General features: G+C 38.0%; 22 protein-coding genes. 16 read left to right on the top strand and 6 right to left on the bottom strand.

Annotated features, from left to right (window positions below; genetic code table 11):
* Window positions 1–146 precede the first annotated feature (146 nt).
* Window positions 147–629, top strand: a complete 483-nt coding sequence (locus tag AC5KOD_RS08085; protein ID WP_496914039.1) for a hypothetical protein — start codon at window positions 147–149, stop codon at window positions 627–629.
* Here AC5KOD_RS08085 and AC5KOD_RS08080 read toward each other — a convergent pair.
* Entirely contained in the window at window positions 626–1,402 is a 777-nt protein-coding gene (locus tag AC5KOD_RS08080) for an HNH endonuclease (RefSeq protein WP_496914038.1), read from the bottom strand. The genes AC5KOD_RS08085 and AC5KOD_RS08080 overlap by 4 nt on opposite strands.
* A gap of 115 nt (window positions 1,403–1,517) precedes the next feature.
* Between AC5KOD_RS08080 and AC5KOD_RS08075 the strand changes: the two genes are divergently transcribed.
* The 9 genes from AC5KOD_RS08075 (at window position 1,518) to AC5KOD_RS08035 (ending at window position 8,925) form a co-directional block, all read left to right on the top strand.
* Window positions 1,518–1,994, top strand: coding sequence for a GNAT family N-acetyltransferase (locus AC5KOD_RS08075; RefSeq protein ID WP_496914037.1), 477 nt, complete (start codon window positions 1,518–1,520; stop codon window positions 1,992–1,994).
* A gap of 279 nt (window positions 1,995–2,273) precedes the next feature.
* On the top strand, window positions 2,274–2,627 hold the full coding sequence (locus AC5KOD_RS08070; protein WP_496914036.1) for a hypothetical protein: 354 nt from the start codon (window positions 2,274–2,276) through the stop codon (window positions 2,625–2,627).
* Window positions 2,628–2,658: 31 nt separating this feature from the next.
* Window positions 2,659–3,126, top strand: a complete 468-nt coding sequence (locus tag AC5KOD_RS08065) for an ASCH domain-containing protein (protein WP_496914035.1) — start codon at window positions 2,659–2,661, stop codon at window positions 3,124–3,126.
* A gap of 455 nt (window positions 3,127–3,581) precedes the next feature.
* Complete coding sequence (locus AC5KOD_RS08060) at window positions 3,582–4,130, top strand: GNAT family N-acetyltransferase (RefSeq protein WP_496914034.1); 549 nt, start codon at window positions 3,582–3,584, stop codon at window positions 4,128–4,130.
* A gap of 187 nt (window positions 4,131–4,317) precedes the next feature.
* Window positions 4,318–5,217: a tyrosine recombinase XerC gene (xerC, locus tag AC5KOD_RS08055; RefSeq protein ID WP_496914033.1), complete on the top strand. Its 900-nt coding sequence runs from the start codon at window positions 4,318–4,320 to the stop codon at window positions 5,215–5,217.
* Window positions 5,218–5,264: 47 nt separating this feature from the next.
* A complete protein-coding gene (gene hslV, locus AC5KOD_RS08050) occupies window positions 5,265–5,813 on the top strand; it encodes an ATP-dependent protease subunit HslV (RefSeq protein WP_496914032.1) in 549 nt (182 codons plus the stop codon).
* A 12-nt stretch (window positions 5,814–5,825) separates the two neighbouring features.
* On the top strand, window positions 5,826–7,223 hold the full coding sequence (hslU, locus tag AC5KOD_RS08045; protein WP_496914031.1) for an ATP-dependent protease ATPase subunit HslU: 1,398 nt from the start codon (window positions 5,826–5,828) through the stop codon (window positions 7,221–7,223).
* 18 nt (window positions 7,224–7,241) lie between these two features.
* Entirely contained in the window at window positions 7,242–8,033 is a 792-nt protein-coding gene (gene codY, locus AC5KOD_RS08040; protein ID WP_496914030.1) for a GTP-sensing pleiotropic transcriptional regulator CodY, read from the top strand.
* A 16-nt stretch (window positions 8,034–8,049) separates the two neighbouring features.
* Window positions 8,050–8,925, top strand: a complete 876-nt coding sequence (locus tag AC5KOD_RS08035) for an aldose 1-epimerase family protein (protein WP_496914029.1) — start codon at window positions 8,050–8,052, stop codon at window positions 8,923–8,925.
* 196 nt (window positions 8,926–9,121) lie between these two features.
* On the opposite strand, the gene ald is transcribed toward AC5KOD_RS08035, so the two are convergent.
* The 3 genes from ald to AC5KOD_RS08020 all read right to left on the bottom strand — a co-directional run bounded on the left by ald (window position 9,122) and on the right by AC5KOD_RS08020 (window position 11,718).
* Complete coding sequence (ald, locus tag AC5KOD_RS08030; RefSeq protein ID WP_496914028.1) at window positions 9,122–10,234, bottom strand: alanine dehydrogenase; 1,113 nt, start codon at window positions 10,232–10,234, stop codon at window positions 9,122–9,124.
* Between the two features lie 178 nt (window positions 10,235–10,412).
* Complete coding sequence (gene plsY, locus AC5KOD_RS08025) at window positions 10,413–11,042, bottom strand: glycerol-3-phosphate 1-O-acyltransferase PlsY (RefSeq protein ID WP_496914027.1); 630 nt, start codon at window positions 11,040–11,042, stop codon at window positions 10,413–10,415.
* A 109-nt stretch (window positions 11,043–11,151) separates the two neighbouring features.
* On the bottom strand, window positions 11,152–11,718 hold the full coding sequence (locus AC5KOD_RS08020; RefSeq protein WP_496914026.1) for an LOG family protein: 567 nt from the start codon (window positions 11,716–11,718) through the stop codon (window positions 11,152–11,154).
* Window positions 11,719–11,859: 141 nt separating this feature from the next.
* Here AC5KOD_RS08020 and AC5KOD_RS08015 point away from each other — a divergent pair, with 141 nt between their 5' ends.
* The 3 genes from AC5KOD_RS08015 (at window position 11,860) to AC5KOD_RS08005 (ending at window position 13,410) form a co-directional block, all read left to right on the top strand.
* Complete coding sequence (locus tag AC5KOD_RS08015; RefSeq protein WP_496914025.1) at window positions 11,860–12,186, top strand: MazG nucleotide pyrophosphohydrolase domain-containing protein; 327 nt, start codon at window positions 11,860–11,862, stop codon at window positions 12,184–12,186.
* An 83-nt stretch (window positions 12,187–12,269) separates the two neighbouring features.
* The gene (locus AC5KOD_RS08010) at window positions 12,270–12,698 is read left to right on the top strand and encodes a CoA-binding protein (RefSeq protein ID WP_496914024.1); all 429 of its coding nucleotides are present in this window, start codon (window positions 12,270–12,272) and stop codon (window positions 12,696–12,698) included.
* A 433-nt stretch (window positions 12,699–13,131) separates the two neighbouring features.
* Complete coding sequence (locus AC5KOD_RS08005) at window positions 13,132–13,410, top strand: hypothetical protein (RefSeq protein WP_496914023.1); 279 nt, start codon at window positions 13,132–13,134, stop codon at window positions 13,408–13,410.
* A gap of 196 nt (window positions 13,411–13,606) precedes the next feature.
* On the opposite strand, the gene AC5KOD_RS08000 is transcribed toward AC5KOD_RS08005, so the two are convergent.
* The gene (locus AC5KOD_RS08000) at window positions 13,607–14,008 is read right to left on the bottom strand and encodes a Rossmann-fold NAD(P)-binding domain-containing protein (RefSeq protein WP_496914022.1); all 402 of its coding nucleotides are present in this window, start codon (window positions 14,006–14,008) and stop codon (window positions 13,607–13,609) included.
* 294 nt (window positions 14,009–14,302) lie between these two features.
* Window positions 14,303–14,482, bottom strand: coding sequence for a hypothetical protein (locus AC5KOD_RS07995; protein WP_496914021.1), 180 nt, complete (start codon window positions 14,480–14,482; stop codon window positions 14,303–14,305).
* A 355-nt stretch (window positions 14,483–14,837) separates the two neighbouring features.
* On the opposite strand from AC5KOD_RS07995, the gene parE reads away from it, so the two are divergent.
* The 3 genes from parE (at window position 14,838) to pflB (ending at window position 21,996) form a co-directional block, all read left to right on the top strand.
* Entirely contained in the window at window positions 14,838–16,916 is a 2,079-nt protein-coding gene (gene parE, locus AC5KOD_RS07990) for a DNA topoisomerase IV subunit B (RefSeq protein ID WP_496914020.1), read from the top strand.
* A 14-nt stretch (window positions 16,917–16,930) separates the two neighbouring features.
* Window positions 16,931–19,399 carry a DNA topoisomerase IV subunit A gene (gene parC, locus AC5KOD_RS07985; RefSeq protein ID WP_496914019.1) on the top strand — a complete coding sequence of 823 codons (2,469 nt, stop codon included), beginning with the start codon at window positions 16,931–16,933 and terminating at the stop codon, window positions 19,397–19,399.
* A 350-nt stretch (window positions 19,400–19,749) separates the two neighbouring features.
* Entirely contained in the window at window positions 19,750–21,996 is a 2,247-nt protein-coding gene (gene pflB, locus AC5KOD_RS07980; RefSeq protein WP_496914018.1) for a formate C-acetyltransferase, read from the top strand.
* Window positions 21,997–22,113 lie beyond the last annotated feature (117 nt).

Raw genomic sequence — 22,113 nt, 5'->3', positions numbered from 1 at the left:
TGTTTTGTCACTTTTATTTTAGCAAAGGTGTTCTTATTTTTGTACAAAAAAATAATCCAGATGCCAATCAATTTGACTGATATCTGGATTTTTCATTGGGACTTACGTCCCAAACTCTTAATACTTACTGAGTGAAAGGGGATAAAATGGAAAGACAATCTAATTCGACGAAGAGAATCCAACTTTGGAATATGATATTGCTTATTTTTGGAGCAGTCGGTAGTGCAATGGGGATTGCTGAGTTGCCGACGATCTTTAATCCGCCAGCTACAATTGATCAAAGTAATCTTGCTTTGACAAATGTAACTGATCCTGCTGTCATGAAAACGCTCGAAAGATCTATGGCAGTTCTTGATAATCCGCTTTATCAGGGGTATAGTTTTCTAATGATTATAATTGGATTGATAACAGTAGCGGCCTTTTTTTATAATCATCGAGCAATCGTACAAGGAAAAAGAGTCAGTGTCTGGCCTTATTATTTACAATTGTTTAAATTATTGTTGGCTGTAGTTGTCAGTTTTCTAACAGGGTCGGCCACAAGCTCAAGCTTAGCTTTGACTACACTACTAGTGAATGGTGCTTGGGCGATTCCCGCAGTTATATGTATACTGGCGAGGAAAGCAGATTAAGTCATCATTTTGATCTGGTGCAATTCTAGCTGTTGATTTTTTATAGTGTCAATCAGTTCGACCGCATAGGGAACATCTCGATGATACTCATGATGAACATCTCTGCTAAGGGTAATCAAGTTACTTTCATGATCAGTTCCAGATTCGGAGACAAAAATTAAATGATGGACATCTAACTTGCCATTGCTTGCCGGAATTCTTACGCCAAATTTATTGGTAATCGCTAAATCCTCTCCAGTTGCCCGACAGAAAAAGTGATCTCTGCAGGCAATTCGGTATGGTAAAGCCGCAATTGTCCGTTTTCTGAAGGTGGCTTTTGTATACGCTCTGGAGCAACGGTCTGAGCAAAAAGATCGTCTTGAGCCACTCAAAGGCTGGGCGCACCACTTACAAGTATCAGAAGTCGTTCTGAGATCAAGACTAGCTGATGGTGGTTCACTATCAAAATTGATGCGGTATTCTCTAATGCTTAGCCACTGTCGAGTATAAGTTTGACCTGTTAGTCGTAACTGACTTCCTTTGGCTTTATAGTTGAATTTACTTGGTAAAGTGTCCAAAACTTGATTAATTTCAGCTTTTCGTTCCGAATTTTTAAATGCACTCAAACTGTTAGAGGGAGTCAATAAGCCTTCGCCAAATTGATGAATTGTGCGACACTTAAAGCAGATATAAAATCCTTCGCCTGTATTTTTTTCTTCTGGGAAAAGTAAATCAAGTTTGCGGGAACAGGTTGGGCAATATGCTTTAATTGATTTAAAACGATAATAGTTCATTCAAACACCCTTTGCTTCTTAATTAATTTAATTATACCTCAGAAAATGACACTTGTCAGACCGTTTCATTTGGGGTAATATAGAGCTCGTGAGATTTAGGGAAAGGGAGAGGGACATGGGACTAGCGATTACCTTAGCAAAAATTGCAGATATTGGACAAGTGACGTCAATTTTAAATGAAGTTACTTTAGATTTGTTAGAAAAAGGTGTGCGACAATGGCATTATCCTTGGCCACAAGCGAGTATAGAAAAGGAAATTGGTTTGCACAATGTTTATCTTATTTTGGAAGATGAAGCAGTTGTTGGCACTTTTTTTATAGGGACAATGCAGCGGATTGAAACCTTAAGGATCGAAGAAAAAGCGTTGTATTTATCTCGGATTGCTGTTTTACCAGATTTTCAAGGGCTGGAATACGGTAGAGAAGTTTTAAGTTTCTGTCATGCTTTAGGTTTGTCGGCTAATTTAGGCGTTTATTTAGATTGTTGGTCAGGGAACGAAAAATTGAAACAATTTTATGATCAGCATAATTGTCATTATTTAGGTGATTTTTCTGAATCTGACTATGAAGTTAGTGCATTTCAATTAGTATAGAGTTTAAAGTCACCCTTTGCGGTGGCTTTTTTATGTGAGGTAATTTGAGTAATCAATTAATGGTTCATTATAAGATTGTTAAAACACTATTGCATAACTTAAAGTAACAGGATAAACTAGGTAATAAACACTTATTAGTTTCAATTTTTGCAGAATAAAAAGAAAAAATTGACAAGATAATGATGACTTCTTGACTATAATAGGAATTATAGAGGATTAAGTAAGGCTGCACCCTAACGCTTTAAGGCTTTAAAGCAACCGTGTTTTAGGAGGAATAATATGCTAGTGATCATAAATATACTTGTACTCTTGATGTTATTAGGTGGTATCTATTTTGTTTTTAGAGCATCAAATCACTCATGCAAATTTGGTTATAGAGGGGTTAGTTTTTATTATTTTGGTCGTCGAATATGGAAATTCACTAATAGAGTTTTTGGTTTATTACTTATTTTGGGTAGCTTACTATTTTTTGCTGTTCAAAATATTGGCAATCACAGTTTAACTCCGGCCGAAACAAGGTTTCATTTATATTTACAAATTGGTTATCTTTTTTTAGGATATATCATTACAGATGTTTTGGCGTTTTTGAAGATGATTTTTAAAAATAAGAAAAACAAGGTAAATTTACTTTGACATTTTCTAATATGAGAAAAATGAGGGATAAATGATCGAAAAACACAGGGGATTATCGGTATGGGAGACAATCAGAACGCGTAGTGAAGAGGAATTACCATTGGATTTTACTTTTTTACAATTTGGAAATACACTTGAAATGGGGAATAGTCTAGCTGAACGGGTACTAAAAAGAGAAAAGATAGCGACATCTTCATTATTAATTCGAGCACTCCGTAATCATCTTCGTATGAGTAAGGTTGGTGATTGCTATTTATTAGTGGATGGGCAGCAGAAACCAGTTGCGTTTCTTCAAGTGATAAAAGTTGAGGTCCGCAGATTTTGTGAGATAGATCAACAATTTGCTGTAGATGAAGGCGACGAAACCCTGGCAAATTGGCAAGCCATTCATACACCATATTATAGTCAACAGCTTGCTTTTTTAGATGATTGTTTGACACCAGAGACAGAGCTTCATTGTGAGTGGTTTAAGGTTATTGCCGAGTTACCTATAAATTAATATTAATCAAGAAATTTGAATAAAAAGCTATTATTAGAGTGATTATGTGGTACAATTAGCCAAACAATATAATTTGATAGCATGTGGTTTTGGGTTAAACAATGTTTTCATTTACTGGATCGATTGCGCATACATGAGCAATTGTGTTTGAGAGAAATCTATGAAAATATCGAGTCATGTCACGCAGCATGTGACACTTTAAAAGAGCAATTAAGTATGTGTCGGAGTTGGCTAGATTTATGAAACCTAATGATACCAGTATTTTCATTCAGAAAAAAGTTAAAAAGTGGCAATTTACTCCAAACTATTATAAAAATTAAGCTTTAAAAATAATGAGTGATGTCACGCGCTGTGTGACAGTCGACTGACTAATATGAAGGGTGATTATTATGAAAAAGACAAGTGAGATTACTATAAGTTGCTAGATAATACGTATAAGAGGTGGACAATAGCGAGTGAAAGAGTTAACTGAAAATGGAATCAATATTAGACGAATTACGACAGATGATCTATCTGATTTGTGGCTGATTGCCTACGGAGAAGATCACGAATGGATGAGGTGGAACGGCCCCTATTTTAATGATCCTGACTATAGCTTTGATTTATTTATGCAAAAAATTGGTCCTAATTGGGTGGAAGATCCAAATCAGATGCTTGTTGAAAATGAAAAGGAAATTTTAGGCGTCATTTCTTGGCACTGGGAAGACGGTAGGTTAGAAAAGTGGTTGGAATTCGGTCTCTGTCTGTTTCCTAAAATAACTTGGAACAAAGGGCTAGGGACAGAGATTTCGCGAATGTGGATCAATTATTTGTTTGCCTTAAAGCCCGATCTACAGCGAGTCGGATTTACTACTTGGTCAGGCAATAAACGAATGATGCGTGTAGGTGAAAAGTTAGGTATGACGTTAGAAGGTAGAATTCGGAATGTTCGTTACTACAAGCAAACCTATTATGATTCAATTAAGTATGGCGTATTAAGAGACGAGTGGTTGAAAAACTCGTAATAAAAAAACTCATTTCTGGGAAAACTGGAATGAGTTTTTTTATTTTGGAAGAGATTATTCTTTTTTCGTTAAATTGTGACTAAAGTGTGTCCAAATTTGAAAAAATTGACTAAATTCTGACAATTTAATTGTATTCATTTTTTCATTGTGATACATTAACGATGTGAAGAAAAGTGGGGGACGTGTTATGGAGGAGCGGAATTGGTTACAAGAGTTTCTTGATTACTTAGTAGTAGAGCGAAATTACTCCATTAAGACGCAAGAAGCTTATGGAAATGACATTCAAGATTTTTTTGAATTTTTAAAGGAAACAGGAGACGACCAGTATTTAGCTGTCGGCCATCAGGAAATTCGGATTTATTTGTCGTATCTTTACGATAAAAATTATAGCCGTAATTCTGTTAGCCGAAAAATTTCTAGTTTACGTTCTTTTTATCAGTATTTGTTACAGCAACGGCTTATCGAAGAAAATCCCTTTGCTTATATCCAAATGAGAAAAAGACAGTTACGCTTGCCTCGTTTTTTTTATGAAAAAGAAATTGAAGCCTTGTTTGAAGCAGCTCATGGGTCATCCCCGCTAAACTTACGAGATGAAGCATTACTTGAGGTGTTGTATGGGACGGGAATCCGCGTTAGTGAGTGTGCGAATATTCAGTTACAGGATGTGGATTTTGAGACGAATGTTTTATTAATTCATGGTAAGGGAAATAAGGAGCGATATGTTCCTTTTGGCTCTTTTGCAGGTGAAGCGTTAGCAACTTATTTCGAAAAAGGCCGCACCCTACTGATGGAAAAATATCATAAGCAACATTCTTACATTTTTGTGAATCATCATGGTGAGCAAATTACTGCTACAGGTATTCAGTACATTTTAAAACAAATCATAAAAAGAAGTAGTTTGACGACAGATATTCACCCACATATGCTACGGCATACATTTGCAACGCATTTGTTAAATAATGGTGCTGATATGCGGACTGTTCAAGAATTACTGGGCCATGTAAGTTTGTCATCAACACAAATTTACGCACATGTGACGAAAGAAAGTCTTCAAAAGAATTATCGTAATTTCCATCCGCGAGCATAGCACGCGGCGTTTAGTTAATCATAGATAAATAATTAGGAGGTACTCGAATGGGTTATACAACTTTTCATTCAACAACAATATGTGCCGTTGAAAAAGACGGAAAATTCGCTATGGCTGGTGACGGTCAGGTGACTATGGGAGAATCAGTGGTGATGAAGGGAACGGCGAAAAAAGTCCGCCGTATCTACAATGATCAGGTGGTTGTTGGATTTGCTGGAAGCGTTGCTGATGCCTTCAATTTAGAGGGCAAGTTTGAAGCGAAATTAAGTGAATATAAAGGGAATTTAATGCGTGCTGCTGTGGAATTAGCGATGGAGTGGCGCAGTGATAAGATGATGCAAAAGCTTGAGGCGATGTTAATTGTTATGAACGACAAAGAAATGTTGATCGTTTCTGGGACGGGTGAAGTTATTGCACCGGATGATGGGATTTTAGCGATTGGTTCTGGTGGAAACTACGCGTTAGCAGCTGCTCGAGCCATGAAGAAGCATGGTAAGAATGAGTTGTCCGCGGGAGATATTGCTCGTGAAGCCTTGCATGTAGCAGGGGATATTTGTGTATTTACTAACCACAATATTATTGTGGAAGAATTGTAGAGGGGTCGCATTATGAATCAAATGAATAAAACACCAAGAGAAATTGTGAAAGATTTAGATGACTATATTATTGGGCAAGGAATGGCTAAAAAAGCTGTGGCGGTTGCTTTGCGAAATCGTTATCGTCGGATGTTGCTAGATGAAGAAATGCAGCAAGAAGTCACGCCTAAAAACATGCTAATGATTGGCCCAACAGGTGTTGGTAAAACTGAGATTGCCCGACGTTTGGCAAAAATTATTCAAGCTCCATTCGTCAAAGTTGAGGCGACAAAGTTTACCGAGGTTGGTTATGTGGGACGTGATGTCGAATCAATGGTTCGGGATTTAGTTGAAGCCAGTTTGAGTATTGTTGAAAAAGAACAGTACAGTCGCGTTTACTTACAGGCTAAAAAGCAAGCAGAAAGTCGATTAGTCAAATTGCTTGTGCCAGGCATTAAGAAAGAGCAGAAAAAAACTAACAATCAATTTGATATGATGACACAGATGATGAATGCGATGCAGAATCCTCAAGAAGAAAAAGAAGAAGTGACAGACACTATTCGTGCAAATCGTCGGACAATCGCAGATGAATTAGCAAAAGGGACCCTTGAAAATCGTGAAGTGACAATTGAAATGGATGAACCTAAAAAGGCAATGCCTGCTATGAATAATGGGTTGGAGCAGATGGGAATTGATCTAGGTGACACTCTTGGCGCTTTATCACCTAAAAAGAAAATTAAACGAACTGTTACTGTTGCTGAAGCTAGAGAAATTTTGATTCGCGAAGAGTCAGAAAAATTAGTCAATAAAGGTGATTTATATAGTGAATCAATTAAGTTAGCTGAGAATAATGGCATTATTTTCATTGATGAATTTGATAAAATCACTTCAAAATCGCAACAATCTGGTGAAGTGTCACGAGAAGGCGTTCAACGGGATATTTTACCGATCGTTGAAGGGTCAGCGGTTACGACAAAATATGGCGTGATTCAGACGGATCATATTTTATTTATTGCCTCAGGAGCGTTCCACTTAAGTAAGCCTAGTGATCTTATTCCTGAGTTGCAAGGTCGTTTTCCAATTCGCGTAGAGCTTGATGATTTGTCAGCTGAAGATTTTGTTCGGATTTTGACGGAGCCTACCAATGCGATTATTAAACAGTATATTGCTTTATTAGGCACTGAAAACATTGATGTAACCTTTACGATTGAAGCAATTAAACGAATTGCAGATATTGCCTATAGTGTGAATAGCGAGACGGATAATATTGGTGCTCGTCGTTTGCATACAATTTTAGAGAAGTTGCTTGAGGATTTGTTGTTTGAATCTCCTGATATGCAAATGGGTGAGATTATGATTACTGAAAATTATGTGAATGAAAAATTAGGACATATTGTGAAGGATCAAGATTTAAGTCGCTTTATCTTATAAAATATAGGAGGTTAATTAATGGCAAGTTTGTTAGAAAAAACACGGGATATTAATCAAATGTTGCAGCAAAAAAATACCTTTAGTGATCGAGTGTCATTTCCGTATAATGAGATGGCAAAGGTTTTAGGGACGACACTTGATTCAAATACGTATATCATCAATACAGACGGCAGTGTTTTAGGGTATAATGTGCTTCATGATATTAATAATGATCGCGTTAAAAACATGTTGGAAACCTTGAAATTTCCTAAAGTGTACACAAATAATGTCTTACAGTTGCAGATGACAGAGGCTAATGTCGAGATTACCAATCCGATGACTGCCTTTCCAGTAGAGTTACTCGAGATGTTTCCTAATGCTTTATCGACGATTGTGCCAATCTACGGAGCAGGAGAACGTTTGGGAACAATTATTTTGGGGCGTTTAGAGGAAGTCTTCACTGAAGAAGACTTGGTGTTGGCTGAGTATGGCGGAACGGTTGTTGGGATGCAGATGCTCTATCAAGTTTCTCGTAGTATTGAAGAGGAAATCCGCAGTTCTACGGCAGTTCAGATGGCAATCAGTACGTTATCTTATAGCGAGCTGAAAGCTGTTAAGGCGATCTTCGAAGAGCTTGAAGGCGATGAGGGGCGTTTGACAGCGTCTAATATTGCCGATAGTATCGGAATCACCCGTTCCGTTATTGTGAATGCCTTACGTAAGCTGGAATCAGCGGGAATTATTGAGTCTCGTTCGTTAGGAATGAAGGGGACATATATTAAAATCATTAATACACAGTTTAAAGATGAATTAAATCAGGAAACTGTCTAAAAGGAGATTATTGTTTATGGCATGGGTGATTGAGAATGACGTGTTAAAAGCAAGTTTTAATGAATTAGGTGGAGAATTACAGAGTCTCGTGGCAAAAGATACAAGTATTGAGTATCTATGGCAGGGCAATCCAGAGTTTTGGGGACGGAGAGCACCAGTTCTTTTTCCGTTTGTTGGTCGTTTGAAAGAAGATCAATATACATATCGAGGCAAAACTTATGAGGTTGGACAGCATGGCTTTGCTCGGGATCAAGTTTTTGTTGCTAAACAAGAAAGTCAAACACGTCTCTTATTTATCTTAAAGAGTCATGAAGAAACTAAAACGTTGTTTCCTTTCGAGTTTGAATTAATTCTGAGCTATGAATTAGTTGGGAGTCAATTGACATGTGGGTATGAAGTTCGTAATGTTGGGGATGATGAGATGTATTTCTCAATTGGTGGTCATCCAGCATTCAATGTTCCTTTAGATGGTCAAGGTGAGTTTGATGATTATTTCTTGCAGTTTTCTCCTCGTAAATCGCGGTTAAGTCTACCTTTGGCTGGCGCTTATGTTGATAGTGACAATAAAACATTAGGTCAGACGAATACGGATATATTATTGACGAGAGAGCTGTTTAGAAATGATGCCTTGATCTATGAAACAGTTGGCTCAAATAGCTACAGTATTAAATCTGAAAAAACCTCTCATGGGGTGACTGTTTCTTATGAAGACATGCCATTTGTTGGGATATGGAGTCCATACCCTGTAGAAGCTCCTTTTGTGTGTATTGAACCGTGGTGCGGAATCGCTGATACAGTCAATGCGACAGGTGAATTATCTGAAAAGTTAGGGATTAATCGTCTAGAAGCAGGCGAGAGATTTCATTCAAGCTATCAGATAGAGATTGTTTAAACAGAAAAACGAGGGTGAGTCAAAAAGTCTCGCCCTCGTTTTTTTCACGTATATTATGTGACAAACGCGCTCCAAAAGTCTGCTCTCTCGACAATTTCTCAAAACCCGAGCAATCGAAATTACCAATTGTTCGGGTTTTTCGAGATTGCTCGGAGCAAAACGACTTTATGTCTCACTCTTTTTGATTGTATTAACATTAGATTAGGCTTAGTAATTCTGTATAATCTGCTTCTTGTGAATGAGCAACTGCTTCGTTAGTCAAGTACCCTTGATAGGTGTTAACACCTTTTAGTAAGGCGTCATTTTGACGAACTGCTTTTTCTAGCCCTTTATTTGCGATCTGTAGAGCATAAGGCAAGGTGGCATTTGTAAGACCGATAGTCGCAGTTTTCGCTACAGCACCTGGCATATTCGCTACAGCATAATGGAGAACGCCATGCTTTATGTAAACTGGGTTATCGTGAGTCGTGATCTTATCGATTGTTTCAAAGATTCCTCCTTGGTCAATCGCCACATCGACAATGACTGAACCTTCTTCCATAGCGATGATCATCTCTTCTGTCACAAGTGTCGGGGCCTTAGCACCAGGTATCAAGACTGTTCCGATAACTAAGTCAGCCGTTTTTACTGCCTCGGCGATGGTGTGAGGGTTAGAGACTAGGGTCTGAATTTGATTGCCAAACTGGTTATCTAATTCAGCTAAACGTTGTTGATTCACATCTAAAATTGTGACGGTTGCCCCAAAACCACAGGCAATTTTGGCAGCATTAGCACCTACGTTACCACCACCAATAATTACGACATTGCCACGTTTAACTCCCGGGATTCCAGAAAGAAGGATTCCTTTGCCACCTTTTGTTTTCTCTAAAAATTCAGCACCGACTTGGACAGACATCCGTCCAGCTATTTCACTCATCGGAACAAGTAATGGCAAGCTGCGATCTTCTAATTGAATTGTTTCGTAAGCAACACCTGTTGTGCCACTTGCGATTAATTGTTGTGTGAGCTCTTTTGCTGGCGCCAGATGTAAATAGGTATATAAGATTAAATCTGCACGTAAATGACTGTATTCTTCAGGGAGTGGTTCTTTAACTTTGATGACCATTTCTGCTGCCCAAACAGCTGTTGCTGAAGCGCAGATAGATGCTCCTACTTGTTCGTAGTCGTAATCAGAAAAGCCCGAACCTGTTCCTGCGCCTGCTTCAACTCGTACATCGTGTCCATTCGCAACAAAGGACGCGACACCACTCGGAGTCATGCCAACTCGGTTTTCATTGTTTTTAACTTCTTTCGGTATTCCAATTATCATAATTTCAAACCCACTTTCACTTTTTGAAAAATAGTTACGTTAATAAGTATACCATGAAAATTATTAAAATGTTCTCATAATTACTATGTTTTTAATTAGAATACGCGTTAAACAAGCAAAAACACAAGTGAAATCGCTAACGAAGTCACTTGTGTTTCTCATTTTTATGGTGAAAATTTTATTTTTTTTCACTGTTTAAGCCAAAAGGTACTTTGCTTTCAGTGCCATTTTTGATACGGACGATGTTTTCTTTGTGACGGAAAAAAATGAAAATTGTTAAGCCACAGGCAATTGAGGTTAACAGCCAATCGAATTTTGGTAAGATTGTAGGCCAAATAACTGGTAGTATAACAGTTGATAGTGTGATAAGAACGGCGCTAATCATACTTGTCAAACTCACCATACTTGTAATAAAAAGCGAGATGATAAAGATAGTAGCTGAAAAAACAAAAAAGAGAGGATTGTATGCAAGAATCATCCCTGCGCTTGTTGCGACTGCCTTACCACCTTTAAAGCCAGCAAATATTGGGAAAGTATGACCGATTACAGCGCTAAGACCAATCCATAAAGGGTTGACAGAGCTTCCCCAAATTATAGGTAAACTCGTTGCTAAGGTTCCTTTTAGAATATCCATCAATAAAACTGCGGTCCCAGCTTTTTTCCCTAGAACTCGGAAAGTATTAGTTGTACCTGAATTGCCACTACCGAAATCTCTAACATCTTTTTTAAAGAAAAGCTTGCCAATCCAGACGCCAGATGGAATAGAGCCGAGTAAATAGCCGATTACCACCATCAATATAAGTTTCATGAAATAATAACTCCTCGTATTAAGACTAGCAATCATTTTACCACGAATGCCTGTTAGGGACAATAAGTTCTAATCAATTTTTCGTCAAAGGGAAGTTAAATTGAATACCTTAATAGTCTTTCGGACCGGGACTTTGGTAATTAGTAAAGTGCTCTTGAATTTCTTTTAGTGAGTCTGTGATGATGATATCCCGACGATGCTTGGGATTAGTGAAGCCTTCATCCTCCATTGTGTTGAGAAAGTCAATTAAGTGGTTATAGTAGCCAGCCACATTGTAAAAGGCAAATGGTTTTTGATGGGCGCCAATTTGTGACCAAGTAATAACTTCGAAGATTTCTTCCATTGTTCCGCAACCACCTGGTAATGCAATAAACCCATCCGCTTTATCCATCATTAGCTGTTTACGTGCATGCATATTAGGCACCGTGATAAATTCAGTAATAGCAGGTTTGGCAATTTCCCGATTAGCCAAAATTTCGGGCATAATTCCGATGACTTGGCCATCTCCTGCTAAGACAGTATCGGCGACTGTTCCCATCAAGCCAAGACTTGCGCCGCCATAGACTAAACCATAATCATGAGCTAGCAACCAATTACCAACTTTTTGAGCTGCTTTGGTATAATCTGATTTTTTACCAGTACTTGAGCCACAGTAAACAGCAATATTCTTTTTCATAGATTCCAACTCCTTTAAAATAGACACTGTATATAGTTTTTTCGTTTGCCGATAACACGATATATAGTATCATAATGAAATAGGTTTATTCAAGCGTGAAATCAAATAAAATAATTCAAAGTTAGGTGAGGAAAGAGGAAAATGGAAATTAAGGAATTTCAAGAATGGTTAGAGTGTTACTATCAGCAAAGAGGATGGAAAGAATTGAATCCTTTTATTCGTATCGGCTTTTTAGTTGAAGAAACAGGGGAGGTAGCTCGTGCAATACGTGCGCTAGAAATCGGCCGCGATCGACCAGATGAGCGCCAGAAGTCTGATGATGAGTTGAGAGCAGAATTAAAAGAAGAATTAGGCGATGTATTAGGTAGTGTGCTGATCTTGGCAAGTAAATATGATTTAAGTTTATCGGCGCTACTGGATGCTCACCGTGAAAAATTGGAGGAACGTCACTCCCTTGATTTTAAGTAAACAATTTCTTTTATATTAAGTTGAAGTGCGTTAAAATAAGAGTGAGGTAGACAATCAAGTATGGCCATTAGGAGGATAAAGAGATGAGTGTTAGTAATCCCAATCAAGAGACCATTTTAAGGTATTTGAAAGAAGCTAATCGAATTGCTGTTGTTGGCTTGAGTAATAAGCCTGATCGTAAGAGCTATCAGGTTGCAGAGGTTTTGCAACGGTACGGTTACGAGATTATTCCCGTTAACCCACTTTTAGTTGGTCAAAAAATACTAGGAGAAAGGGTTTACGGAAGTTTGAAAGAGATTCCTGGAAAAATTGATTTGGTTGATATTTTCCGTCGAAGTGAATTTTTACCAGAGGTGGCAAAGGAGTTTATCCAAACAGATGCGACTGTTTTTTGGGCCCAACTAGGCTTAGAAAGTCATGAAGCAGCGGATATTTTAGCGGCTGCTGGTCGAACAGCAGTTGTCATGAATCGATGCACTGCGATTGAATTACAGCAATTAGGACAAAGCTAGAATATAAGAGTGGCAATGTTTGCTTTTTTTAGCAATTAAAACTAGTAAGCTATTATAACTGATTTTTTTGAGATATTAGTCTTAGGATTAATGAACTATCAAGAGAAACACTTGAATTAGTCAGCTGTGAGTATTTGGAGAGGAACAAATCCGAGGATAAGCGTTTTTTTGAAATGAGAAGCCATTTCTACTTATTTTTTTGGAATACACCTGATAAGAAAGTGGTTGAGCTGCGACGTTTCGTTGCGTAATTTGAACCTTTAACAACAAGTGTGAGTGGTAAGGAACTTTGGCTTAGATGAGACGTGAGATTTTAGTTCAATAAATAGAAAAGAACCCGTTAAATAAAAGGGTGATTTTTGAAAGTGAAGCTTAATAAATATCAGGAATTAGTTAACATCCCTAGAAACATGTGATAAAATGAGAGAGTGTAGTGAAAACGAATGGACTCTTTATTTATTTTCCACTAACAATCGACAACAAGTCAACAAATAAACCAACAATTGAAATGATCGAATGGAGGGATTTAATGGATGCAATCATGCAATATGTCGGCATCGTCGCAGGTGTTTTAGCATTAATTATTAGTTTAGTTGCTTTTATTAAAGCAAATGGAACTAAAGGCCGAGTAGAATATCTTGAGGATAAGTTAGAAGAATTATCTATGAAAGATGGCGGATCTCGTAAGAAAAAGAAACGTAACAAAGATTAGGTTCGCTGTACTTTGTGAGCTAATGTTAATAATAAGCAAAAAACTGTCAACTTATTTTAGGGTGGCGGTTTTTTTGTTGGCAGTTACATTAAAAAGAGAGTAGATTTTTGAAAGTGCTTTTCACATGTAGTCATAGTAGCTAGGGAGATAAATTGTCTCACCACCCTATCTTACTATGACTAGTTTTTTCTTAAGTTCACCGCTCTTGTTCAACTAACCGCTTCATTAACGCGGGTAGCCAAGAGACCAGTGGTGAAACTGGGTAGCCAGTTTTTTCGAGTAATGTCGGATCCATGGCTTGGTCGTATTGAGAAAGAGGGGATAGCTTTTTAGTAGGATCAATCACAATCGCCAGATTTTTATTAGTAGCTACTTGTAAGCAATTGAGGAATTGATTGGTTGTAAAAGGCTCACTTGAGCTGATGTTGATAGGACCTGTTAGCTGATGGTCAAGAATAAATTCGATAGCTAAGGGGATGTCAGAGGCTTTTACAAAGGAAAATATGCCAGATTTTCGTTTAAAGATAATCTCATTCTCTGCTAACGCTTGGCGAATATAAAAGTGAAGGCGTTCGGTGTAATCATCGTCATCAAGCACGACAGGAAAATGTAAGTAGGTAACGGGGAAATTCCCATGAGTTGCAAAATACGCTTCACCCTGTCGTTTTCCTTCACCGTAGCTGACCTCTAGGCTCGGCTGATAGGTATAGACAGTTGGATCAAATTGAGATTCATTAAAACCGAACTCATCTACGTGACCTTGATAAACAGCTAAACTTGAAGTGACTAGATAGTGGGTGACTGACGGGAGTTGATCGATAGAAATCTTTGCCTCTTCCCACGTCTAACAGATGTTGTCAAAAACAACGTCCCAATGAGTAGCAGCTAATATCTACCAGTTTGAATGATTGGGATCAGCTCGATCGATGACGATGTGTTTTATTGTTGGATGAGATAAAACAGGGGTGTTACCTCTTGTAGCGAGTGTCACATCGTAGCCATTTTTGCTAAAGTAATCAACTGTTTTTTTACCGAAAAAACGAGTGCCGCCAAAAATTAAAAGTTGTTTCATTAAGATGTTTCCTTTCTTGGGAATAGGATTGGGTTACTTGATTTATTTCAGTGTATGAGGACTGGTCATAAAAGTCAATTGTCTAATGTCTGTAAAAGTTGAAATGAGCAGCGTTTTATGGTAAAGTAGCACAGCTTCAATAGATGACAGATAGGGACTATCTGAGGAACTTTTGAAGTAATTACGGCTAAGATTGGCGTCGAAATGCGAATATGAGCGAAAAAAATCTGATTTATCATTTGATTTGCCTTTTCAATTTGCTAATTTTAGAGTATGATTAAAAATGGTGTGGTCAATTGTGATAGTTAAGTAGAGGCCACCAAGCCTGATTAGTTTGAAACAAGGGAGTTATATAATGCCAAAAAAAGTTATGAATGATTATAATGATGCTTCCATTCAAGTGCTTGAAGGACTTGAAGCAGTCCGTAAGCGACCAGGGATGTACATTGGCTCAACAGATTCTCGCGGATTGCATCATTTGGTCTATGAAATTGTTGACAATGCAGTGGATGAAGCTTTGTCTGGTTATGGAAATGAAATTGATGTAACAATTTATAAAGATAATAGTATTGGGGTTCAAGATTATGGTCGGGGTATGCCTGTTGGGATGCACGCTTCTGGTGTGCCAACGGTTCAAGTGATTTTCACTGTTCTGCATGCAGGTGGTAAATTTGGCCAAGGGGGCTACAAAACGTCTGGTGGACTTCACGGAGTTGGGGCGAGTGTGGTCAATGCCTTATCTAAATGGGTACACGTATCAATTGTTAGAGACGGCGTCGAGTATGAACAAAAATTCATCAACGGTGGTAAAGTTGACGGCAAATTAAAGAAGATTGGTAAAACAAAGAAGAAAAACGGTACTTTTATCCGTTTCTTACCTGATGATACTATTTTCTCGACTACTAAGTTTTCTTATGACACGTTAGCTGAGCGTTTGCGTGAGTCAGCCTTTTTATTAAAAGGCGTTAAGATTACAATTCGCGATGAACGTCCTGAAGAACCAGTTGAAGAGGTCTTCCATTATGAGGAAGGAATTAAAGAGTTTGTTGCGTATTTGAATGAAGATAAGGATGATTTGACACCTGTTGTCTATTTTTCTGGTGAAAAAGAGGGCATCGAGGTTGAGTATTCGTACCAGTATAATGACGGCTACTCAGAGAATGTCTTGTCTTTTGTTAATAATGTGCGGACTAAAGATGGCGGTACCCATGAAGTTGGGATGAAGACAGCCATGACTAAAACCTTTAATGATTATGCTCGTAAAGCGGGGTTGTTAAAAGAAAAAGAAAAAAATCTAGAGGGCAGTGATTTTCGCGAAGGTTTGACTGCGATTATTTCTGTTCGCATTCCTGAGAATTTGTTGCAATTTGAAGGGCAAACTAAAGGGAAATTAGGAACACCAATGGCTCGATCTGTTGTTGAAAATGTTATTAGCGAACAGATGGGGTTTTATTTACAAGAGAATAGTGACATGAGTCAAATGCTGATTCGTAAGGCGATCAAGGCTCGTGAGGCCCGTGATGCGGCGCGGAAAGCTCGTGAAGAAAGTCGGTCGGGTAAAAAACGTCGAAAAGGCGAATCCCTATTGTCGGGTAAATTGACTCCTGCTCAATCTCGTAATCCTAAAAGAAATGAACTTTATTTAGTGGAGGGGGACTCTGCTGGAGGTTCAGCAAAGCAAGGTAGAGATCGGAAGTTCCAAGCGATCTTACCGCTTCGAGGAAAAGTTCTGAATACGGAAAAAGCAAAACTTCAAGATGTCTTAAAGAATGAAGAAATTAATACAATGATTTATACTATTGGGGCAGGGATTGATCCCGATTTTTCTTTGGAAGACTGCAACTATGATAAAGTAATTATCATGACCGATGCGGATACTGATGGGGCTCATATTCAAACCCTACTATTAACTTTCTTTTATCGCTTTATGAAACCTTTAGTTGAAGCGGGAAAGGTTTATATTGCTTTACCGCCTTTGTATAAAATATCAAAAGGAATTGGTCGTAAAGCTGTATCAGAATACGCTTGGACGAATGAAGAGATGGAAGCGGCAGCTGAAAGGATCGGCAAGGGATATATGCTTCAACGTTACAAAGGTCTGGGTGAAATGAACGCTGATCAGTTATGGGAAACAACGATGGACCCTGAGACTCGGACATTAATTCGCGTTACTTTAGATGAAGAGGATGGCGAAGCTGGGAGCAATGAGCGAATTGTTTCTACTTTAATGGGCGACAAAGTTGATCGTCGTCGATCTTGGATTGAACATAATGTAGCCTTTACATTAGAAGAGGCCGACAGTATTTTAGAAAACAAAAACAATGAGAATGAAACAGATTCATTGTCTTATGAAGAATTTACAAGTCAAGAGAAAGACTTGAATGAAACAAATGATGAAATAAGTGACATTAGCTTGTTTGATTTAGAGGATTAAGGGGGAAGAACGAGATGAGTGCACGCGATGATATTCAAGAACTTGCCCTGAAAGAAGTCATGGGCGATCGTTTTGGTCGCTATTCAAAATATATTATTCAAGAGCGAGCATTGCCTGATATTCGTGACGGTTTAAAACCTGTTCAGCGTCGGATTTTATACGCGATGGATCATGATGGTAATACGTATGACAGAGGTTTTCGTAAGTCTGCTAAATCTGTGGGGAATATCATGGGTAACTATCATCCCCACGGTGACAGCAGTATTTATGAAGCGATGGTTCGGATGAGTCAGGATTGGAAGCTACGAGCTATTTTGATTGAAATGCATGGGAACAACGGGAGTATGGATGGTGATCCACCGGCGGCTATGCGTTATACAGAGGCTAGACTGTCTAAATTAAGTGGCGAAATGCTGGAAGATATTGAAAAAGAAACCGTTGATATGGTGTGGAACTTTGATGATACTGAAAAAGAACCGACTGTGTTACCTGCTAAGTACCCTAATTTATTAGTGAATGGTTCTACAGGAATTTCTGCTGGTTATGCGACGGATATTCCTACTCATAATCTTGGTGAGGTTATTGATGGCACGATTTATTTAATTGACCATCCAAATGCTACTTTAGATAAATTGATGACTTATATCCCTGGACCTGATTTTCCAACAGGTGGAATTTTACAAGGGAGAAAGGAAATTAAGCAAGCTTATGAAACTGGCAAGGGGCGAGTTGTTTTACGCTCGCAAACAAAGATTGAAAGCATTAAAGGTGGCAAAGAGCAGATAGTAATTAACGAGATTCCATATGAGGTTAATAAGGCTAATTTAGTTAAGAAGATGGATGAAATTCGTCTGAATAAGAAAATTGACGGAATCGCGGAAGTTCGAGATGAAACTGACCGGACTGGCTTGCAGATTGTTGTTGAATTAAAGAAGGATGTCAATGCGACGGGAATTTTAAACTATTTGTTTAAAAATACCGAACTACAGGTTAACTATAACTTTAATATGGTGGCGATTGATCAGCAGCGGCCTAAACAGGTCGGCTTGAAACGCTTTTTAGAAGCTTATATCACTCACCGTCAAGAGGTGATTACGCGCCGTAGTCAATTTGATTTGAAGAAGGCCCGCAAGCGTCAGCATATTGTTGATGGATTAATTAAGGCGTTATCCATTTTAGATGAGGTCATTGCGACGATTCGTAGCAGTAAGGATAAAAAAGATGCCAAACTAAATTTAGTTGATGCCTATGACTTTACTGAGGAGCAGGCTGAAGCAATTGTTTCTTTACAGTTGTATCGTTTGACCAATACAGATATTACGGCGTTGGAAGGTGAAGCGAAGGAATTACAGGCAACTGTTGATTTCTTGACTACTATTTTAAATGATAATGTTGAATTGATGAAGCTGATGAAAGCTGAATTACGGGAAGTTAAAAAGAAATACGCGTCTCCAAGAATGACCATTATTGAAGATGAAATTCAAGAATTAGTTGTTGAGACAGAAGTATTGGTGACACAAGAAGATGTAATTGTGACGGTTACAAAGGAAGGCTATATGAAACGCAGTAGCTTGCGTTCCTTTGCTGCTTCGAGCGCAGATGAAATTGGTATGAAGGATACAGATTATCTAATTTTTGCCAAACAGTTAAACACGCTAGAGCATGTTCTATTGGTGACTAATCAAGGTAATATGATCTATCGGCCGGTTCATGAATTGCCAGATATTCGCTGGAAGGATGTCGGTGAGCATATTTCACAACATATTTCAGGACTTGAAGTCGACGAAGTGATTGTTGCTGTGTTTGACTATAAAGTACTTAGTCAAGAGAAATCATTAGTCTTCATTACTCGTGAAGGTATGATTAAGCAAACTAAATTATCTGAATTTGCAGTTTGGCGAACTTATAAAGGTCGTCCAACAATGTGCATGAATTTAAAAGGTGAGGCTGAAGAAATCGTCAATTGCTATTTAGTTGAGGATGGCTCAGATTTGGATGTCTTTTTAGTTAGCTATCGTGGATTTGGTTTACGTTACCCGCTAAACGAGGTGCCGACAGTTGGCGCTCGTGCAGCAGGTGTTAAATCAATCAATTTAAAAGATGGTGATTACGTGGTTAATGGGGTTCTCGTGCTACCAGATGGTGACACACCGATTACGATTGTGACGCAACGTGGCTCAATTAAGCGGATGTTGGCTCAGGAGGTAACGACTTTAAGTCGCGCTAAGCGTGGATTGATGGTTATCCGTGAGTTAAAAAATAATCCACATCGCGTGGTCTTTATGAATGAATCTGTTGCTAATCAGGTAATTGAAATAACGACTCAAAATAATACTCGTTATGAATTTGAAGCTAAGGAATATCCAGTTAGTGATCGAACATCGAATGGTTCTTTCATCTCTGATGAAAAGAAGGATGGGACAGTTTACTCAGTTAGAACAGTCACGAAGGTGAGTGTTCCTGAGCCTGAGGCAACTAATTAAATGAGAGTGGGGCAGGAGTAACTTCTTGCCTCGTTTTTTTGTTTGTTAGTGAATCAACAAACAAAGGTAACCGTTTCTGTTATACAAAAGATGGAGTTGTTACACTCTGTTATAGTACAGTGTTTCGCTATTTTAACACAGTGTTTTCTTTGTTTAAATAAACTTTGTTAAATAATGTTCAAATTAAAAACGCTGTTAAAACAGCGTTTCTTTGTTTATTTTAATTGAATTTTATTAATTTGTTGGTTTTTAAGCAAAATATGCTTGTGATTTTATGATCTTGTGTTATACTATGTTTATCAACCTGTTACATATGATAAAAATCATATAATCTTAAGGAGGCCCATTAAATGGAATCTTGGAATGGCTTTAAAGGCAAAAAATGGAAAACAGCAGTAGATGTTCGTGACTTTATTCAAGCGAACTACTCAGAGTACACTGGCGATGATAGCTTCTTAGAACCAATCGCACCAAGTACAGACAAATTATGGACAAAATTACAAGAACTATTTGAAGTTCAACATGAAAAAAATGGCGTGTATGACATGGATAGCAATATCCCTGCTACAGTGACGTCTCATGGTCCTGGTTACCTAATTAAAGAAGAAGAAAAAATCGTTGGTTTACAAACTGATGTACCATTGAAACAAGCTTTCATGCCATTTGGTGGGATTAACATGGCTAACAATGCCTTGACAGCAAATGGTTATGAAGTAGATGAAGAAATGACTAACATCTTCTCAAACTGGAGAAAAACACATAACCAAGGTGTTTTCGATGCCTATACACCTGAAATGAGAGCGGCTCGTAAAAACAAAATCATTACTGGGTTACCTGATGCATATGGCCGTGGTCGTATCATTGGTGACTACCGTCGTTTAGCTTTATATGGGATTGATTTCTTAATGAAAGAAAAATCAAAAGACCATGCTAATACAGGTAATAAAGTGATGACAGATGACGTTATTCGTTTACGTGAAGAAATCGTTGAACAATATCGTGCATTAGGACAAATTAAAGAAATGGCTGCTACTTATGGCTATGATATTTCTAAGCCAGCTAAAAATGCTCAAGAAGCAATCCAATGGTTATACTTTGGTTACTTAGCAGCAATTAAATCTCAAAATGGAGCTGCTATGTCTATCGGACGTATCTCTGCATTCTTAGATATCTACATCCAACGTGATTTAGATAATGGGGTTATTACTGAGTTTGAAGCACAAGAAATGATTGATCATTTAATCATGAAACTACGTATGGTTAAATTTGCTAGAACGCCAGAATACAATCAATTATTCTCTGGTTATCCAATTTGGGCAACATTGTCTATTGCTGGTATGGGATTAGATGGCCGTTCATTAGTTACGAAAAATGACTTCCGTATCTTACATACATTAACTAACATGGGTCCTTCACCAGAGCCAAACTTGACTGTCTTGTATTCTTCACATGAACCAGAAGGCTTCCGAACTTTTGCTGCTAAAATTGCAAAAGAAAGCTCTTCTATTCAGTTTGAAAATGATGACTTGTTACGTGCTAACTGGGGATCTGATGACTGTGCAATTGCTTGTTGTGTATCTGCAACAGTTATGGGTAAAGACATGCAGTTCTTTGGCGCTCGTGCCAACTTAGCAAAAGCTGTATTATACGCAATCAATGGTGGCGTAGATGAAATGACTAAAGTACAAGTAGCACCTAAATTCCGTCCAATGACTGGTGACACGTTAGACTATAACGAATTTATGGATCGCTATAAAGATATCTTGGATTGGTTAGCTGAATTATACGTTAACACATTAAACGTTATTCACTATATGCATGACAAATACGCTTATGAAGCACCACAATTAGCTTTCATGGAAAGTAACCTAAAACGTACATTTGCTACTGGTATTGCTGGGATTTCTCATGCAACAGATAGTATCATGGCAATTAAACATGGTAACGTTCAAGTGATTCGTGATGAAAATGGTCTTGCAGTTGACTACAAACCAACTCATGAGTTCCCAACTTATGGTAATGATCAAGAAGAGGCTGATGCAATGGCTAACTGGATCTTGGATTACTTCATGACACAAATTAAACGTCAACATACTTACCGTAACTCTACACCAACAACATCATTATTGACAATTACGTCTAACGTTGTTTATGGTAAAGCTACAGGTAATTTACCTGACGGACGTCGTGCTGGTAAACCATTGGCTCCAGGGGCAAACCCAAGTTATCAAGACGGTCAATACTTAGGTGAAAAGAACGGCTTGTTAGCATCACTTAATTCAACTGCTCGTTTGGACTACACTCATGCTTTAGATGGTATTTCAAATACACAAACAATCAATCCTAATGGTTTAGGTAAAGATGATAGCACACGTATTAACAACTTACGTAACGTAATGGACGGTTACTTTAACAATGGTGGGTATCACTTGAATGTTAACGTCTTTACTAACGAATTATTGTTAGATGCGCAAGCTCATCCAGAAAAATACCCTAACTTAACAATTCGTGTATCTGGTTACGCAGTTAAATTCCGTGATTTAACACCAGAACAACAAGCAGATGTTATTTCAAGAACATCTCATGACCACATGTAAGAAAGTGCCTAAAACGTAAGTGATATAGTTCTAGTAAGACATTCTAGTAGCTATTCTTACAAAAAAGTTTTAAAATAAACTGATACTTAGAGGTGTGACTAGGTGACTAAGCCAAGT

Source organism: Vagococcus sp. WN80Y (assembly GCF_059621045.1).
This window is presented reverse-complemented; position numbering and strand designations above follow the sequence as displayed.

What these genes read in the sequence shown, in the direction of transcription:
- AC5KOD_RS08085 (WP_496914039.1), top strand. Translation starts at nt 147, where the DNA reads ATGGAAAGACAATCTAATTCGACGAAGAGAATCCAACTTTGGAATATG.
- AC5KOD_RS08080 (WP_496914038.1), bottom strand. Translation starts at nt 1,402, where the DNA reads ATGAACTATTATCGTTTTAAATCAATTAAAGCATATTGCCCAACCTGT.
- AC5KOD_RS08075 (WP_496914037.1), top strand. Translation starts at nt 1,518, where the DNA reads ATGGGACTAGCGATTACCTTAGCAAAAATTGCAGATATTGGACAAGTG.
- AC5KOD_RS08070 (WP_496914036.1), top strand. Translation starts at nt 2,274, where the DNA reads ATGCTAGTGATCATAAATATACTTGTACTCTTGATGTTATTAGGTGGT.
- AC5KOD_RS08065 (WP_496914035.1), top strand. Translation starts at nt 2,659, where the DNA reads ATGATCGAAAAACACAGGGGATTATCGGTATGGGAGACAATCAGAACG.
- xerC (WP_496914033.1), top strand. Translation starts at nt 4,318, where the DNA reads ATGGAGGAGCGGAATTGGTTACAAGAGTTTCTTGATTACTTAGTAGTA.
- hslV (WP_496914032.1), top strand. Translation starts at nt 5,265, where the DNA reads ATGGGTTATACAACTTTTCATTCAACAACAATATGTGCCGTTGAAAAA.
- hslU (WP_496914031.1), top strand. Translation starts at nt 5,826, where the DNA reads ATGAATCAAATGAATAAAACACCAAGAGAAATTGTGAAAGATTTAGAT.
- codY (WP_496914030.1), top strand. Translation starts at nt 7,242, where the DNA reads ATGGCAAGTTTGTTAGAAAAAACACGGGATATTAATCAAATGTTGCAG.
- AC5KOD_RS08035 (WP_496914029.1), top strand. Translation starts at nt 8,050, where the DNA reads ATGGCATGGGTGATTGAGAATGACGTGTTAAAAGCAAGTTTTAATGAA.
- ald (WP_496914028.1), bottom strand. Translation starts at nt 10,234, where the DNA reads ATGATAATTGGAATACCGAAAGAAGTTAAAAACAATGAAAACCGAGTT.
- plsY (WP_496914027.1), bottom strand. Translation starts at nt 11,042, where the DNA reads ATGAAACTTATATTGATGGTGGTAATCGGCTATTTACTCGGCTCTATT.
- AC5KOD_RS08020 (WP_496914026.1), bottom strand. Translation starts at nt 11,718, where the DNA reads ATGAAAAAGAATATTGCTGTTTACTGTGGCTCAAGTACTGGTAAAAAA.
- AC5KOD_RS08015 (WP_496914025.1), top strand. Translation starts at nt 11,860, where the DNA reads ATGGAAATTAAGGAATTTCAAGAATGGTTAGAGTGTTACTATCAGCAA.
- AC5KOD_RS08010 (WP_496914024.1), top strand. Translation starts at nt 12,270, where the DNA reads ATGAGTGTTAGTAATCCCAATCAAGAGACCATTTTAAGGTATTTGAAA.
- AC5KOD_RS07995 (WP_496914021.1), bottom strand. Translation starts at nt 14,482, where the DNA reads ATGAAACAACTTTTAATTTTTGGCGGCACTCGTTTTTTCGGTAAAAAA.
- parE (WP_496914020.1), top strand. Translation starts at nt 14,838, where the DNA reads ATGCCAAAAAAAGTTATGAATGATTATAATGATGCTTCCATTCAAGTG.
- parC (WP_496914019.1), top strand. Translation starts at nt 16,931, where the DNA reads ATGAGTGCACGCGATGATATTCAAGAACTTGCCCTGAAAGAAGTCATG.
- pflB (WP_496914018.1), top strand. Translation starts at nt 19,750, where the DNA reads ATGGAATCTTGGAATGGCTTTAAAGGCAAAAAATGGAAAACAGCAGTA.